General features: G+C 66.6%; 11 protein-coding genes. 9 read left to right on the plus strand and 2 right to left on the minus strand.

From position 1 onward, the window contains the following. Positions 1–200 precede the first annotated feature (200 nt). From ACUTAF_RS13070 to ACUTAF_RS13110, 9 genes are all read left to right on the plus strand, one after another. On the plus strand, positions 201–992 hold the full coding sequence (locus ACUTAF_RS13070) for an efflux RND transporter periplasmic adaptor subunit (RefSeq protein WP_445580367.1): 792 nt from the start codon (positions 201–203) through the stop codon (positions 990–992). Beyond that, a complete protein-coding gene (locus ACUTAF_RS13075; protein WP_445580368.1) occupies positions 989–2,308 on the plus strand; it encodes an efflux RND transporter periplasmic adaptor subunit in 1,320 nt (439 codons plus the stop codon). The genes ACUTAF_RS13070 and ACUTAF_RS13075 overlap by 4 nt, the downstream gene beginning before the upstream one ends. A 1-nt stretch (position 2,309) precedes the next feature. Further along, positions 2,310–4,409, plus strand: coding sequence for an HlyD family efflux transporter periplasmic adaptor subunit (locus ACUTAF_RS13080; RefSeq protein WP_445580369.1), 2,100 nt, complete (start codon positions 2,310–2,312; stop codon positions 4,407–4,409). 174 nt (positions 4,410–4,583) lie between these two features. Continuing rightward, complete coding sequence (locus ACUTAF_RS13085; RefSeq protein ID WP_445580370.1) at positions 4,584–5,102, plus strand: GNAT family N-acetyltransferase; 519 nt, start codon at positions 4,584–4,586, stop codon at positions 5,100–5,102. 11 nt (positions 5,103–5,113) lie between these two features. Beyond that, entirely contained in the window at positions 5,114–5,425 is a 312-nt protein-coding gene (locus ACUTAF_RS13090; protein ID WP_445580371.1) for a DUF6916 family protein, read from the plus strand. 86 nt (positions 5,426–5,511) lie between these two features. Further along, positions 5,512–6,129, plus strand: coding sequence for a phage tail protein (locus tag ACUTAF_RS13095; RefSeq protein ID WP_445580372.1), 618 nt, complete (start codon positions 5,512–5,514; stop codon positions 6,127–6,129). Between the two features lie 109 nt (positions 6,130–6,238). Then, entirely contained in the window at positions 6,239–8,845 is a 2,607-nt protein-coding gene (locus ACUTAF_RS13100; RefSeq protein WP_445580373.1) for a DUF4347 domain-containing protein, read from the plus strand. Between the two features lie 15 nt (positions 8,846–8,860). Continuing rightward, positions 8,861–13,222: a beta strand repeat-containing protein gene (locus ACUTAF_RS13105; protein ID WP_445580374.1), complete on the plus strand. Its 4,362-nt coding sequence runs from the start codon at positions 8,861–8,863 to the stop codon at positions 13,220–13,222. A gap of 72 nt (positions 13,223–13,294) precedes the next feature. Further along, entirely contained in the window at positions 13,295–14,767 is a 1,473-nt protein-coding gene (locus ACUTAF_RS13110) for a TolC family protein (protein WP_445582442.1), read from the plus strand. A gap of 65 nt (positions 14,768–14,832) precedes the next feature. Here the strand turns inward: ACUTAF_RS13110 and ACUTAF_RS13115 are convergent, their stop codons facing one another. Together ACUTAF_RS13115 and ACUTAF_RS13120 are read right to left on the minus strand one after the other, a co-directional pair. Continuing rightward, entirely contained in the window at positions 14,833–16,611 is a 1,779-nt protein-coding gene (locus ACUTAF_RS13115; RefSeq protein ID WP_445580375.1) for an ABC transporter ATP-binding protein, read from the minus strand. Further along, positions 16,604–17,236, minus strand: a complete 633-nt coding sequence (locus ACUTAF_RS13120; protein WP_445580376.1) for a DsbA family protein — start codon at positions 17,234–17,236, stop codon at positions 16,604–16,606. The genes ACUTAF_RS13115 and ACUTAF_RS13120 overlap by 8 nt, the downstream gene beginning before the upstream one ends. Position 17,237 lies beyond the last annotated feature (1 nt).

The raw sequence follows: 17,237 nt of genomic DNA on the forward strand, positions 1-17,237 counted from the left end.
TGCAGCAAAGTCCGCGATCCAACCCTCAGCCTCGTAAAAAAATCTTTACGATGCGGAGCGGCTGCCTGCCAGGCTGGCCGACTCGAGCGATCGCTCCGGCGCCGCAGGGCATCGACGGACAGATCGGTCGGTGTTCCGTCGGCTTGCGCAACGAGGCGTCTGCCGTACACTGCGCGGATTGAAATTGCAGGGAGAGCACTATGCATCGAACAGTCGGTTGGGCATGCGCGATGATGTGCCTAATATGCGCGGGCCCGGCACAGCTGGCCGCTCAGCCAAGCGATCCGCTGCTGGACCACCTGCCCGACCCGACCACCGCGCCTGCTGCCGAGCGCAATGCGCGCGGCGTATTGCGCGCTCGTCATCAGGCGATGCTGGCCAGCGAACTGGCCGGGCGTATCGTCGAAATGCCCTTCGCCGAAGGCCAAGCATTCCATACCGGCGACATCCTGGTCCGCTTCGATTGCAGCGCCTACCAGGCCCAGCTCAATGCTGCCCAGGCGGCTACCCGGGCCGCGCGGGAAGAGCTGGCACACAAGAAGCAGCTCGCCGCGCTCAACTCCGTAGGACGCTTCGAAGTGGCGCTTGCCGAGGCGCGTCAGGCACAGGCACAGGCCGAATCGCAGGTCTACCAGGTGCAGGTCAACCGATGCACAGTGAAGGCGCCCTTCGACGGCCAGGTGGTGCAGCGCAAGGTCAAGCCCCACGAAAGCGTCGCCGGCGGCGCGCCACTGCTGGAGATCGTCGACAACAGTCGACTGGAAATTCATCTACTGGTGCCATCGCGCTGGCTCGGCCAACTCGCCCCCGGCCAGCGCTTCACCTTCACTCCTGACGAAACCGGACGGCCGCTGAGCGCCGAGGTGGGGCGCGTCGGCGCACGAATCGACGAGGGCAGCCAGACGTTGCTGCTGATCGGCGAACTGCCGAAGGAGTCGGCTGGGCTGCTGGCCGGCATGAGCGGCACCGCGCGATTCGAGGCGGCGCCATGAACGCGCCGCTGCCCGGCCTCGCCGAACGGGTGTTCGCCCAGTTCCTCGTGCTGGAACAGCAGGCACGTGCCGCCGATACCCTGGACCGGCTCGCCTACAGCCTGGTCAACGACGCCCAACCGCTGTTCGCCTATCGCCACGCCGCCCTGCTGATCGCCGGCAAGGTCAGGGCGTTGACCGGCGTCAGTCAGGTCGAGCCGAATGCGCCATTCGTCGCCTTCGTCGAACGCGCCTGTGCGCAACTGGAGCGGCAGGGACAACTGGCCGAGCCGCGGGCCATCGCCGCGGATGGGCTGGCCGGGCAGGAGCGCGAGGATTGGCGAACCCTGTCGGCAGCGCAGGTGTACTGGCTGCCACTGAAGAATCGTCGCCAGCAGGTGTTCGGTGGTCTCTGGATCGCCCGCGAGCAGCCCTGGAGCGAAGCCGAGCAGGCCCTGCTGCGTCCGCTCGGCGAGACCTATGGTCACGCCTGGCTAGCCCTGCAGCCGCGCGAGCCCTGGCGTCTGCGCTGGCCGCGCAAACGCATGGTGCTGGCTGGACTGGCGGCGCTGCTGGTGTTGCTTATGCCGGTACGCCAGTCGGTGCTGGCACCGGCCGAGGTGGTGCCGCTGGGCGGTCGTGTGGTGGCCTCGCCGTTGGACGGCGTGCTCGCCGAGTTTTTGGTCAAGCCCAACCAGCTGGTCAAGACCGGCGATCTGCTGGTGCGCTTCGATGCCACGGCGCTAAAGGCCCAGGCTGATGTGGCCGAGCGCACCCTCGGGGTTGCCGAGGCCGAACTGAAGGCCAGCTCGCAACGGGCATTCAGCGATGCGGAGTCCAGTGCGCGGATCGACCTGCTGGCCGCGCGCGTGGAGCAGAAACGCGCCGAACGCGATTACGCTCGCGATCTGTTGGCGCGGACCGAATTGCGCGCCGAGCGCGACGGCATTGCGGTGTTCGCCGATGCCGAGCGCTGGACCGGCAAGCCGGTGCAAACCGGCGAACAATTGATGAAGGTCGCCGATCCGGCCCAGGCGGAACTGCGTATCGAGTTGCCGGTGGGCGACGCCATCGCCCTGGAGCCGGGCGCCGAGGTAGCGTTGTTCCTCGATAGCGACCCGTTGCACCGCTATCACGCCACCCTGCAGCGCGCTGCCTACGAGGCGCAGCCGACCCCGGACGGGCAACTGGCCTATCGGCTCGATGCGGCATTCGACGGTGCGCCGCCGCGCATCGGCCTGCGTGGCACGGCCAAGCTGTTCGGCCAGCGCGCGCCGTTGGCGGTGTACTTGCTGCGTCGTCCTCTGGCGGCCTTGCGCCAGACCCTGGGGTTCTGACATGGGCCTGCCGGCGTTGCGCCCCGATTTGCAGCTTTCGCCCGCCGAACCGGCCTTGGACGGTTCGCCACAATGGACCCTGGCCGACCCGCTACGCGGGCGCTACTTCAAGCTAGGCGGCGCGGCCATGCGCCTGCTCCGACACTGGCGTCTGGGGGACGCGACGCGGGTACTGGCGGCGGCCAACCGCGAATCCGGCATGCCGTTGCAGGCCAGTGATCTGGAGGAGCTGCTGCGCTTTCTCCGCGGACACGATCTGATCTCTCCGGGCGATGCCGAGCAACGCGCCAGCTATGCGGCCAAGGCCGCGGCCATGCGTCACGGCCTGTGGAAGACGCTGCTGCACCAGTACCTGTTCTTCCGCATCCCGCTGTGGAGGCCGGATGCCTTCCTCAACCGCACCTGGCCCTGGCTGGAGCGCCACGGCGGGACCTTGCTGCGCGTCGGCCTTCCGCTGGTTTTCGGCCTGGGCCTGTTTCTGGTGGCGAGGGATTGGGAGCGTTTCCTCGCCACATTTCCGCATCTATTCAGCCTGGGCGGTGCGCTGGCTTTCGGCGCGGCGCTGACCTTCGCCAAGCTGTGTCACGAGTTCGGCCATGCCTACATGGCCAAGCGCGCCGGTTGCCGGGTACAGAGCATGGGCGTGGCCTTCATGGTGCTGCTACCGCTGTTCTACACCGACGTCAGCGATGCCTGGCGGGTGAATGACCGACGCTCGCGACTGCTGATCGGTGCCGGCGGCATTCTCGCCGAGTTGACGTTGGCCTGTATCGCGCTGCTGGCCTGGTCGCTGCTGCCGGACGGCGCGGCACGCACGGCAGCCTTCATGCTGGCCAGCGCCACCTGGCTGACGACCCTTGCGGTGAACCTGAATCCCTTCATGCGCTTCGACGGCTACTTCCTGCTCAGCGATTTCTGGGGCGTGGACAACCTCCAGGGGCGCGCCTTCGCCCTGTGTCGCTGGCGTCTGCGCGAATGGCTGTTCGGCTACGGCGAGCCGGAGCCCGAGCCGCTGCCCGCTGCGGTAAGGCGCAAGCTGCTGTGGTGGGGCTACTGTTCCTGGCTGTGGCGCGCGGCGCTGTTTCTCGGCATCGCGCTGGCGGTGTATCACCTGTTCTTCAAGCTGCTCGGCATCTTCCTGATGCTGGTGGAACTGGCCTGGTTCATCGGTCTGCCGATCGGGCGCGAGCTGACACACTGGTGGTCACATCGTGGTCAGGCGAAACGCTCGCGGGTAATGCTGCTGGGTATCGGAGCGTTGCTGTTGCTGGCGGTTTTGCTGGTGCCTTGGCGCAGTGCCGTGGAGGTGCCGGCGGTGCTGGAGGCGGTGCGCAGCAGCGCGCTGCACGTGCCGCTGCCGGCGCGGCTGAAGGCTCTGCAAGTCCACGATGGCCAGTGGGTGGAAGCGGATCAGGTGCTGATGGTGCTGGAGTCGCCGGATCTGGACGCCCGCCAGCACATCATCCGCAGCGAGATCCAGATCATTCAGCTGCAGCTGCGTCGGCAGTCGGGACGGCGCGAGACGGTGGCCGACATCGGCATTCTCGAGCAGCAACTGGCCGAGGCGCTGGCGCAATACCGGGGGCTGGCCGCCCAGCGCGCTCGCCTGGAATTACGGGCGCCGCATGCCGGCGTGGTACGCGACCTGTCCCGCGACTTGCGCCCCGGGCTCTGGCTGCCGCCGCAATTGCCGCTGGCCCGGGTGGTCGACACCCATCAGGCACGCCTGCGCGGCTACCTGGAAGAGGAATTGCTTTGGCGAGTGGAGGTGGGCAGCGAAGGACGCTTCATCGCCGACGATCCGCTGCGTCCGGCCGTAGCGGTACGCTTGGTCGAAGTAGCCCCCACTGGGGCGCAGTATTTGGACATCGAAGCACTGGCGTCGGATCGGCAAGGCCCCATCCCGGTACGACGGGACGAACGGCAGCGGGGCAAGCCGTTGCAAGCGCAGTATGCCGTGCGCCTGGAAGCCAGTGCCGAGGTGCAGGTGCCGGTCCAGCCCGCACGTGGCCTGGTGGTGCTGGACGGTCGACCGGAGTCCTTGCTGGGCGCGGCCTGGCGGCGAGTGGCCGCACTGGGTGTGCGGGAAAGCGGCTTCTGAGGTGCTGCGACCTATCGGGCGAATGGCCGGCGAACTTTTTTTGCGTATTGCCTGGCACTTCGCCATTATCTGGCGCTGTAGGACAATTCGACGGATTGGACTAGGCTTGCATCGACGCAAGCGCTGGCCACCGCAGCGCCGCATGAGTAAACGTGAGCAGGGATGCCGAATCCGATGACCGACACCGCGCTTCATTTCCGCCCCATCGAGGCCACCGACGAGGCGTTCCTGTGCCGTCTCTATGCGTCCACGCGGCAAACGGAAATGGCCCGCAGCGGCTGGCCCGCCGAGACCGTCGCCGAGTTCCTCGCCCAGCAATTCAGCCTCCAGCACCGTTATTACCAGGAACACTTTCCCGACGGCGAGTTCTGGCTGATCGAGCGCGACGGCCAGGCCATCGGTCGCCTTTATCTGTTCTGGGGCGAGACCACGCTGCAGATCATCGACATTTCCCTGCTGCCCGAATGCCGTGGTGCCGGGCTGGGGAGCGGCCTGCTCGCCGATCTTCTTGAGCGGGCCGAGGCGCGCGGGCTCGCCGTGGGCCTGCATGTGGAAGGTGACAATCCCGCCTTTCGCCTGTACCAGCGCTTCGGATTCGAAGTGGCAGGTGAGAACGGCATCTACCTGAAGATGCGCAAGCCAGCCGCCGCGCAACCGTCCCGGGCGGACGGGTTGCGGTCCGCGACGCTTTGAGGAGTCCATTGATGCAGCCCATGCCCACCTATGACTATTTCCTGCAGGCCAGCGGTTGCTCCTTTCGCCTGCACCTCGATCCGGAGCACTCCCTGGACGTCGAGTTGCAGCATGTGGAGCAGCGCGTACCGATGAATACCCGCTACGAGTGCTTTTCCCTGCTGTTCCGGATGCCGGAAGGACTGGCCTTGCCGCAGGCGCTATACCAACTGCACGGCCCGGATGGAGGCAATTGGGAGCTCTTGTTGACCCCGGTTCGTCCCGATGCCGAGGGTCGACCTTGCCTGGAGGCGGTATTCCACCGGGAAAAGGCCCTGGCGTAGCCGAAATGACTTGCCGTTCAGGCAACCTAGCGTGCGGGCAGTCACAGGAAGCCCGCACCCATAAGAAGCGATGAGGAGATACACCTATGAGCGAGCCTTTTCTCGGCGAAATCCGCATGGTCGGTTTCAACTTTGCCCCGCAAGGTTGGGCGTTCTGTCAGGGACAGATCATGTCGATCGCGCAGAACACCGCATTGTTTTCCCTGCTCGGCACCATGTACGGCGGTAACGGCCAGACCACCTTCGGCCTGCCCGACTTGCAGGGCCGCAGCCCGGTAGGCATCGGCCAGGGGCCGGGGTTGAGTCCTATCGTTCAGGGCGAGATGGCGGGCACCGAGACTGTGACCCTGTTGACCAGCAATATGCCGGCTCACAACCACGCTCTGCCGGCCGAGAACGTGCCAGTGAGCGTGACCGGCCCTGTCGCCGTACCGGTGTCTACCACCACCGCCTCCGTCGGCTCGCCGGCCAATGCCGTACCGGCTGCACCTAGCAGCGGAGGCCGCCCTTTCGCCATCTACAACAGCGCTCAGAGCGGCACCGATACCTTGGCGCCGTTCAACGTGACTCTGACCGGCTCGGCGGCGGTACCGGCCAATACGACTGGCATTTCCGGCAGCAATATCCCGGTCCCGTTGCGCAACCCCTATATCGGCATCAATTTCGTGATTGCCCTGCAGGGGATTTTCCCGTCGCATAGCTGATGGTGAAGGTCGGTGCCCGCGCGCCGACCTTTCGCTGCCAACAATGAAAAATGCTCGAGGCCCGGTTTCACGGTCATCGGCAACGCTCGAAGCAGCACGGAGGTGCGGGATGAAATGGTTGGATCTCTGGCAGGATCTGTCCTGGGTGAGGCTGGGGCAACGCCCCCAACCGGCCTCGGTACGTTCGCCGCTGGCGCTTTCCCTGGAGCCGCGCATGCTGTTCGACGGCGCCGTGGCGGCCACTGCGATCGAGGTGGCGGACAGTGCCTCGGCTGCCAGCGCTCCGGCTTCCGATGGAGCCTCCCAGCAGGATGCCCAGGACACCCCAGCCGTTGATAGTGGAGCCGCCGATACCCGACGCGAAGTGGTGTTCGTCGATGGAAATATCCAGAACTACCAACAGCTGCTAGCGGGCCTGCCGACGGGCGCCGAGGTGGTGGTGCTGGATGCCTCGCGCAATGGCCTGGAGCAGATGGCCGAGTATCTGGAAGGGCGCACGGGCATCGATGCGATCCACCTCCTTTCCCATGGCGAAAGCGGTGCGTTCAAGGCGGGCAATGCCTGGATCGATGCTGCCGATCTTGCCAGCCATAGCGAAACCCTGGCCCGCATTGGCGATGCGCTGAGCGTTGATGGTGACTTTCTCCTCTACGGTTGCAGTACCGGCGAAGGCGCAGCAGGGAGTGCGCTGGTTACAGAACTGGCGCGCTTGACCCAGGCGGACGTCGCTGCTTCCACTGACAATACCGGCGCCCAGCGCCTGGGCGGGAACTGGATTCTGGAAGCCCAGGCAGGCGTCATCGAGGCCGCGTCGCTTGCTGCCACCGAATTCGATGCGCTGCTCGCGGCTCCGACGACGCTGGATTTCGACAGTGTGACGGTGGACGGTGGGGGTTATAGCCTCGGTGGTAGTCCAAGGGTGTTCGATGGCTGGACTGTGAGCCTCGTCGATAGCGGCGGCAACAACGCGCCGGATAGCGGGGGAACGCCAAGCTATCTCGATGTCACCCGGAACAGCATTGATACCATTCTGGCAAACGATGGCTCCGACAAGGCGCTGAAAGTCGAGGGCTATTTCGGCGTAGTCAAGGAAGCCAGGTTCACCGCAACCAGCGGTGAGGAATTCTGGTTGCAGTCGTTCCATCTGGAAAATGTGAACATGGGGACTGCCGTGCGGGTCATCGGTTATCGCGATGGCGTCGAGGTAGCCTCACAGGATTTCACGGCCTCAGTTGGCGCTGACACCACCGTAACGCTCAATCATGGCGGCGATCAGGATTGGCAGAACATCGATCAATTCCGCATCGTTCAGCAGAACGGCTCCTCTGACCTGTTCTTTTATATCGACGACATAGCCGTTTCTGCTGCCGTTCTGCCCAATGTCGCTCCAACCGCAACCAATCTCACGCAGAGCAAGGCCGCGACCGAGGCCGGCGGTGCAGTGGCGCTGGACGACATCGTGGTGACCGATGCGGATGCCGGCGACACCATCACCGCCACCCTCACGCTGTCCAATCCCGCGGCCGGCTCTCTGTCCACCGGCACCTTCGGCTCGGCCACCTCCACCTACAACGCCGGCACCGGCGTGTGGACGGTCACCGGCTCGGTGGCGGACGTCAACGCGGCACTGGCCGCCGTGGCTCTGACGCCCTCGGCCAACAACGACCAGAACTTCACCATCGCCACACGCATTCGCGACGCCGCTAACGCCGGCCCGGCCGACGGCACCATCAGCGTCACCGTCACCGGCGTCAACGACGCGCCGACCGCGACCAACCTCACCCAGAGCAAGTCCGCCACCGAGGGCGGCGGCGCGGTGGCGCTGGACGATATCGTGGTGACCGACGTGGACACCGGCGACACCATCACCGCCACGCTCACGCTGTCCGATCCGGCGGCCGGCTCGCTTTCCACCGGCACCTTCGGTTCGGCCACCTCCACCTACAACGCCGGCACCGGGGTTTGGACGGTCACCGGCTCGGTGGCGGACGTCAACGCCGCACTGGCCGCCGTGGCACTGACTCCCTCGGCCAACAACGACCAGAACTTCACCATCGCCACGCGCATCCGCGACGCCGCCGATACCGGCCCGGCCGACGGCACCATCAGCGTCACCGTGACCGGCGTCAACGACGCGCCGAGCGCAACCAACCTCACCCAGAGCAAGGCCGCCACAGAGGGCGGTGGCGCGGTGGCGCTGGACGATATCGTGGTGACCGACGTGGACACCGGCGACACCCTCACCGCCACGCTCACGCTGTCCGACCCTGCAGCCGGCTCGCTCTCCAGCGGCACCTTCGGCTCGGCCACTTCCACCTACAACGCCGGCACCGGCATGTGGACGGTCACCGGCTCGGTGGCGGACGTCAACGCGGCACTGGCCGCCGTGGCCTTGACCCCCTCGGCCAACAACGACCAGAACTTCACCATCGCCACGCGGATTCGCGACGCGGCCGATACCGGCCCGGCGGATGGCACCATCAGTGTCACCATCACCGGCGTGAGCGATGCGCCGACCGCGACCAACCTCACCCAGAGCAAGTCCGCCACCGAGGGCGGCGGCGCGGTGGCGCTGGACGATATCGTGGTGACCGACGTGGATACCGGCGACACCATCACCGCCACGCTCACGCTGTCCGACCCTGCAGCCGGCTCGCTCTCCACCGGCACCTTCGGTTCGGCCACTTCCACCTACAACGCCGGCACCGGCGTGTAGACGGTCACCGGCTCGGTGGCGGACGTCAACGCGGCACTGGCTGCCGTGGCCTTGACCCCCTCGGCCAACAACGACCAGAACTTCACCATCGCCACCCGCATTCGCGACGCCGCCGACACCGGCCCCGCCGACGGCACCATCACGGTCACCGTCACCCCGGTGAACGACGCGCCCGTGGTTACCACGTCCGGCGGTAGCAACGCCTTCACCGAAGACGGCAGCGCCACGGTGATCGACGGTGGCCTGACGCTGAGCGATGTGGACGACACCGCGTTCGCCAGTGCCACGGTCGCCATCACCGGCAACTTTGCCAGTGGCCAGGACGTGCTCGCCTTTACCAACGACGGCAGCACCATGGGCAACATCAGCGCCAGCTACAACGCCGCCACCGGCGTGCTGAGCCTGACCTCGGCTGGCGGCACCGCCACGCTGGCTCAATGGCAGGCCGCGCTGCGCAGCGTCACCTACAGCAACAGCTCGGACGCGCCCAGCACCGCCAATCGCAGCATCAGCTTCACCGTCAACGACGGCGATACCGACAGCAATACGGCGACCAAGCAGGTCAGCGTCGCCGCCGTCAACGATGCACCCGTGGCCAGCGTGCCGGCGAACATCAGCGTGACCGAAGACACGGCCAGCGCGCTGACCGGTATCAGCTTCAGCGACGCCGACGCGGGCGGCAGCAGCGTCACCGTGACGCTCTCGGTGCCCAGCGGCAGCCTGGCCGCCACCAGCGGAGGCGGCGTGACCGTGGGGGGCACCAGCAGTGCGCTGACCCTGACCGGCAGCATCGCCGACATCAACACCTTTATCGTCGGCAGCAACCTGACCTTCACCTCCGCGGCCAACTCGACCGCCAGCGTGACCCTGACCGTCGGCATCGACGACGGCGGCAATACCGGCAGCGGCGGCGCGCAGACCGACAGCGAAACCGTCGAGCTGCAGGTGGCGGCGGTCAACGATGCGCCGGCGATCAGTGCACCCATTTCCATCAATGTCGACGAGGACATCAGCACTGCCTTGACCGGCGTCAGCTTCGCCGATGTCGACGCTGGCAGCGGCTCGGTGACCGCCACCTTCAGTGTCGGCAGCGGAAGCCTGTCCGCCACCAGCGGCAGCGGAGTGACCGTGGCCGGCAGCGGCACGGGCTCGCTGACCCTCACCGGCACCATCGCCGACATCAACGCGTTCATCTCCGCCAACCTGCTGAGCTTCCAGACCGCAGCCAACAGCACCGGCAACGTGGTGCTCACGGTGGATATCAACGACGGCGGCAACACCGGCAGCGGCGGCGCGCAGAGCGAATCCACCACGATCACCCTGGTGGTCACGGCGGTGAACGATGCGCCGCTGAACAACCTGCCTGGCGCGCAGTCGGTGGATCAAGATTCCGTGCTGGTCTTCAGCTCCGGCAACGGCAACCTCATCAGCATTGCCGATGTGGATGCCGGCGGGGGCAACGTCCGGGTGACGCTCACCGCGACCAATGGCTTGCTCTCACTGGGCGGCACTACCGGGCTCAGCTTCATCACGGGCACCGGCACCGCCGACGCGACCATGACCGTCGAAGGCACGCTGGCCGATATCAACCTGGCGATGAACGGCATGTCGTTCTCGCCGACCGGGGGCTACAACGGCCCCGCGTCTTTGCAGATCACCACCGATGACCTGGGACTTTCCGGCTCCGGCGGCAACCAGATCGACACCGACACGCTCGCGATCACCGTCAACAGCCTCAACCCCGAGGTCACCTCGGTCAACGTGACCAACCCGGACGGCGGCTACAAGGTCGGCGACGTCATCACCGTGACGGTCACCTTCGATCAGGCGGTCAGCGTCAACACCGCAGGCGGCACTCCCACGCTGCTGCTGGAGACCGGCAGCAGCGACCGCCAGGCCACCTACGTGTCCGGCTCCGGCAGCAACACGCTGACCTTCAGCTACACCGTGCAGGCCGGCGATCTCAGTGCAGACCTGGACTACCAGTCCACCGGCGCCCTGGCGCTGAACGGTGCAACCGTTCGCAACGCGACCAACGACGACGCCATCCTGACCCTGCCGACCACCGGCGGGGCCAATTCCATCGCCGGCCAGCATGACGTCGTCATCGACGGCGTGGCGCCCACGGTGGGATCGGTCAGCGTCCCGGCCAACGCCACCTATATCGCCGGCCAGAACCTGGACTTCACCGTCAACTTCAACGAAGCGATCACGGTGGATACCGCCGGCGGCACGCCACGAATCGCCATCACCCTCGACACCGGCGGCACGGTGTATGCCAGCTATTTGTCCGGCTCGGGCAGCAGTGCGCTGGTGTTCCGCTACACGGTGCAAAGCGGCAACCTGGACAGCAATGGCATCAGCGTCGGTTCCGGCCTCGACGCCAATGGCGGCGCGCTACAGGATGCGGTGGGCAACGCCGCCAGCGTCACCCTCAATGGCGTGGGCTCCACGGCCGGGGTGCTGGTGGACGCGGTGGTGCCGACCGTGGCCTCGGTCTCCGTGCCGGCCAACGGTTCGTACAACGAGGGCGACGTGCTCAGCTTTACGGTCAACGCCAGCGAGGCAGTGCTGGTCGACACCGCTGGTGGAACGCCGCGCCTGGCGCTGGATATCGGCGGCGTGACCCGCTACGCCAGCTATGCGTCCGGCTCCGGCAGCAGCGCGCTGGTGTTCCAGTACAGCGTGCAGGCAGGCGATACCGACGGCAACGGCATCGACGTCAGCGGCGCCCTGGACCTGAACGGCGGCACCACCCGTGATGCGGCGGGCAACGACCTCAACCTGACCCTGAACTCGGTCGGTGCCACCGGCGGCGTGCTGGTGGACACCACCGCGCCGCTCGCCACCGGCATCGTGCGGGTGGACGCCACTCCGACGGGCGCCAACTCGGTGAGCTACACGGTAACCTTCGGCGAGGGCGTCAGCGGCGTGGATGCCAGCGACTTCAGCCTGGTATTCGGCGGCACCGCCGCAGGCAGCATCACCTCGGTCACCCAGGTGGACGCGCAGACCTACACCGTGGAGGTCGGCAACCTGAGCGGCGTCGGCAGCCTGCGCCTGGATCTGAACGCTGGCGGCACCGGCATCGCCGATATGGCCGGCAATGCCCTGACCGGCGGTCTCGCCGGGGCGAGCTACAGCATCGACCGCAGCCCGCCGAGCGTATCCAGTGTGGGCGTGCCCGCCGATGGAACCTACGTCGCAGGCCAGGCACTGGATTTCACGGTCGATTTCGACGAGACGGTCGTGGTCGATACCAGCGGGGGCACACCGCGTATCGCCATCACCCTGGACAACGGGGCAGCCGCGTTTGCCGAGTACGTCAGCGGTTCGGGCAGCACGCAGCTGACCTTTCGCTATGTAGTGCAAAGCGGTCAGCTGGACCAAACCGGGATCACCCTCGGCAGCAACATCCAGACCAACGGCGGCACCCTGCGCGACGCCGTGGGCAACGACGCCCTCGCCGGACTGAACAACGTCGCCGCCACCGACGGTGTACAAGTGGACGCGCTGCAGCCGACAGCCAGCATCAGCCTTGATAGCCCGTCGCCCAGCGACCCCACTTCGCTCAGCTTTGTAGTCAACTTCGACGAAGACGTCAGTGGTGTCGACCTGGGCGACTTCTCGCTGCTACTCGGCGGCGCTGCCAGCGGCGTCTTGCAGTCGCTCACGCAGATCGACGCGCGCACCTACCTGATCAGCGTGAGCGATGCTCGCGGACCGGGGACCTTGGGGCTCACGCTCAACGCTGGGGGTAGCGCTATCGTCGATGCGCACGGCAATGCGCTCGCTCAATCGACAAGCCTGGTCGGCTACCAGCTCGATGCGCCGACCAACGGCGACCCCGAGTTCCGCGCCACGCCACCGGCGCCGCCGCCGCTGCCACCCGCAACGCCATTGCAACCCAACGTGCCTGGGTCACAGCCGCCCTCGCCCACCTCGCCGCTACTGCCGCCGCCATTGTTCGAGCAACCGACACTGGGCAGCGGCATCCCGACGCTGGGCAATATCTTCATCAACAATGGAGCATTGGCGCCCAGTTTCATCGCCCAGGTCTTCGCCAGCAGCGACGGCTTCGGCGACGGTGCAGGAAAGGGCTTCCTGGGCTTCGGCGGAGGGGACGCCGGGGTCTTCGGCAGCAGCAGCCTGTCGATGATGTTCAACCAGGACGTGCCCCAGGATGGCCCGCAACTGGAGGTCTTCGACGGCAAGCAATGGCGCGGAGGCGACGTCAAAGACGGCCTGCGCGGCGTCTTCGGGGCACCCAGCCTCGGCCAGCAACTGCAGGAAATCAACGATCAACAGCGTAGTCGGATCAGCGATCTGGCACGGGCATTGGGGCAATTCGGTCAGGAACCCGAGCAGCAGGCCTGACGCGTCAAGGAATAACAAAGAGCCGAATCCAGGGGGCGGCCAAGAATGAAACGGATTAGTCAAACATTGAAAATTAGCCTGCTGGCGCTCGCCGTCAGCGGCTGTGCGGTCACCAGCCAACCGATCGAACGTGGTGAGAGCGAACAGCGTGCCCGGTCGGACCTGGCGGCAATGTTCAGGGACCAGGAGCCGCTGAGCGGGCCGCTGACCTTGCACGAGGCCATGGCCCGCGCGGTGAAGTACAACCTCGAAGCCCGTCTGAAGGTGATGGAAGAAGCCCTGTCGCAACGCCAGGTCGATCTCGCCAGCTTCGACATGCTGCCACGCATGGCATTGTCGGCCGGCTACTCCGGACGCAACAACGTCAGCGCCTCCAGCAGCCGCAGCATCGAAACCGGCAGCCAGTCGTTGGAGCCGTCCACCTCGCAGGACCGCGACCGCGACGTGGCCGATCTGACCATGGTGTGGAACGTACTCGACTTCGGTGTCAGCTACGTCAGTGCCAAGCAGCAGGGCGATCAGCGCCTGATCGTTCAGGAACGCCGCCGCAAGGTGGTACATACCATCATCCAGGATGTGCGCTCGGCGTACTGGCGAGCGGTCGCCGCCGAACGCCTGCTCGAGCGCATAGATGGCCTTATGGCGCGCGTCGATCAGGCCCGCCACGACAGCCAGCGCATGGGCGAACAGCGCATCGGTGATCCGGTCCAGGCGCTCAGCTACCAGCGCACCCTGATCGAGGCGACCCGCCAGCTGGAGGAGCAGCGCCGCGCGCTGTCGCTGGCCAAGACCGAGCTGGCCACGCTCATCAATCTGCCCCTCGGCACTGACCTGACCCTCGCCGCCAGCGACGACTACAGCGTACCGGTGCTCAAGGTGGACCTCGCCAGCCTCGAGCAGCAGGCCCTGGCCGCCCGCCCGGAGCTGCGCGAGCAGGACTATCAGGCGCGCATCAGCGCCGCGGAAACCCGCAAGGCGATGCTGCGACTGCTACCGGGTCTGGAGTTCTCCGCAGGTGGCCACTACGACAGCAACAGTTTCCTGACCAATCAGAGCTGGGCCGATTACGGGGTGAAGATCACCTGGAATCTGTTCAACGTACTCTCGGCGCCGGCTGCGATCGATGTCGCCAAGGCCGGTGAAGAAGTCGCCGAGGCCCGCCGGCAGGCCATGTCCATGGCCATCCTCGCCCAGCTCCATGTGGCCAATGCCAACTTCAACGAGGCGCGCCGACAGTTCGCCACCAGTCAGGAACTTGCCGCGCTGGACGAGCAGATCATCGAGCAGTTGCGCAACCGCCATAGGGCCCAGGGAATCGGTGAGCTGGAACTGATCCAGGGCGAGCTCAACGTGCTCAATGCCGAGCTGCGTCGGGATCTGGCCTACGCGGAAGTCCGCAACAGCTACGGCCAGCTGTTCGCCAGCGTCGGTCTCGATCCGCTGCCGGCGACGCTGGCGTCGCCGCGTCTCGCCGATATCGGCCAGGCCATCCGCGACAACGAGGCACGCTGGCAGGCCGGCGATATCGGCCTGCCGCCACAGTAAGGCGACTGATCGGGCCCTCGGCACGGACTGCCAGGGCCCTCATCTTCACAGCTTCGGATTTCCGCTCAGCGCTGCAGATGCCCGTAGAGCTTGGCATACAGCCCGCCGTCGGCGATCAGCTGCTGATGGTCGCCGTCCTCGGCGACGCTGCCGCCATCGAACACCAGCACGCGGTCGGCCTGTTTCACCGCGGAAAGGCGGTGGGCGATGATCAGCGTGGTGCGGCCGTTCAGGAACTGCGCCAGCGCCTCGTGCAGGGCGTATTCGGTGGCGGCGTCGAGGGCCGAGGTGGCCTCGTCGAGGATCACCACCTTGGGCTCGGCCAATACCATGCGGGCAATCGCCAGGCGCTGACGCTGGCCGCCGGACAGGCGCACGCCGCTGCGCCCGACCACGCTGTCGAGGCCCTGCGGCAGCAGCGCGATGACGTCGGCCAGCTGGGCGATGCGCAGCGCCTGCCAGCAGGCCTCGTCGCTGCGCTCGCGGCCCATGCACAGGTTGGCGCGCACCGTGTCGTTGAACAGCGCCGGGTGCTGCAGGACCACCGCGACGTTGTCGCGCACGCAGTCCAGACCGATCTCCTCCAGGCTGCTGCCGCCAAAGCGGATGGTGCCGGCCTGCGCCTGGTAGAGGCCGAGCAACAGCTGCACCAGGGTGCTCTTGCCGCCGCCGGAAGCGCCGACGATGGCGACCTTCTCGCCCGGCACGATGGACAGGTCGAGCCGATCGAGCACCGGCTCCTCACCATAACCGAAGGTCAGGCCCTGCACCTCGATGCCGACCGTGTCGCGGCCCTTGAACGGATCGACGCGCCCCCGATACTGCGGTTCGTCGCGGCGCGCCAGCAGCTCGTTGATCCGCGTCAGCGCGCCGCCGGCGGCATAGAAGGCGTACTGCAGGCTGAGCAGCTGTTCCACCGGGCCGATCATGAACCACAGGTAGCTGAACACCGCGAGCATCTGGCCGATGGACAGGTCGGAGAACAGCACGGTGAGCATGGCCGCGGCACGGAACACGTCGATGCCGAACTGGAACAGCAGGCCACTGGCGCGGTTGGAGGCATCGCTCTTCCACTGCGAGGCCACGGCATGGTCGCGCACCTCGCGCGCACGAGCACCCAGGCGGCCAAGGAAGTAGCCCTGGCGGTTGCCGGCGCGCACCTCCTGGATCGCCTCCAGGGTTTCGGTCAGCGCCTGGGTGAAGCGGCCGGTGCTGTCGTTCTCCAGCTTCTTCAGGTGCTTGACGCGCTTGCCCAGTTGTACCGTGGCGTAGATCACCAGGGGGTTGAACAGCAGGATCAGCAGCGCCAGCTGCCAGTGCATCCAGATCAGGATGGCCGAGGTGCCGACCAGGGTAAGCACCGCCACCAGGAAACGGCTCAGGGTCTCGCCGACGAACTTGTCGAGGGTGTCCAGGTCGGTGACCAGGTGGGTACTCACGGTGCCGCCACCGAGGCTCTCGTACTCGCCGAGGGAGATGCGCTTGAGCCGTTCGATCAGGCGCATGCGGATGCGGTAGACGATGTCCTTCGACAGCCCGGCGAACAGCCGCGCCTGCAGCACATTGAAGATCAGCGCCGAGCCGCGCAGCAGCAGGGTCAGCAGCAGCATCAGGCCGATGTAGCCGGCCGCCGTTTCCCAATCGGCCGGCAGGAAGTTGTCCATCACCTTGAGCGCGGCATCGCCGTCGTGCAGCAGCACTTCGTCGACCAGCAGCGGCAGCAGCAACGGGATCGGCACGCTGCACAGGGTGGCGAATACTGCGACCAGGTTGGCGAGGATCAGCGCCTTCCTGTGCTGCAGGGCCAGGCGACGGATTTCTGCCCAGCTCAACCGATCAGGCATGGGCCGCGCGCTCCAGCCAGCGGCCGAGCAGCGGTGCCAGCGCCTCCAGCGGCTGATAACCATTGGTCAGCAGCGCCAGCTGGCCGTCGCGCTCGGCCAGCAGGGTGGGAAAGCCGGCTATCCCTAAATCCTGCACCCAGGTGAAATCGGCGGCGGTGGCTTCACGCATGGTCTGGCTGTCGAAGGCCTCGGCGAACTCGATGCGCGGAATGCCGGCGCGCTCGGCCAGCTGCACCAGCGCGCCGGCCTGGGTAACGTCGACGCCCTCGGTATAGAAGGCCTGCTGGATCAGCTTGAGCAGCCTCCAGGCGCTCGCCGCATCGAGGCTGCGCGCGGTCACCAGGGCGCGGCAGGGCGGCTCGGTGTCGTAGACCAGGCCCTCGGGCAGGCCGCGCTCGAAGTCGAACAGCTGCCCGGTGCTGGCATTGACCGCCTGCCAGTAGCCCAGGTAGCGCACCCGCGCCGCCGCATCGACGGCCACCCGGTCGCGGCGCAGCCCGCCGGCCACCAGTTGCAGCGGCACGCCGGCCGCCGCCGCCTGCTCGGCAAGTACCTCCACCACCGGAGCGAAGCCCCAGCACCAGGAGCACATCGGGTCCATCACGTAGAGCAGGCGGCTTGCCATG

Source organism: Pseudomonas sp. SP16.1 (assembly GCF_052682975.1).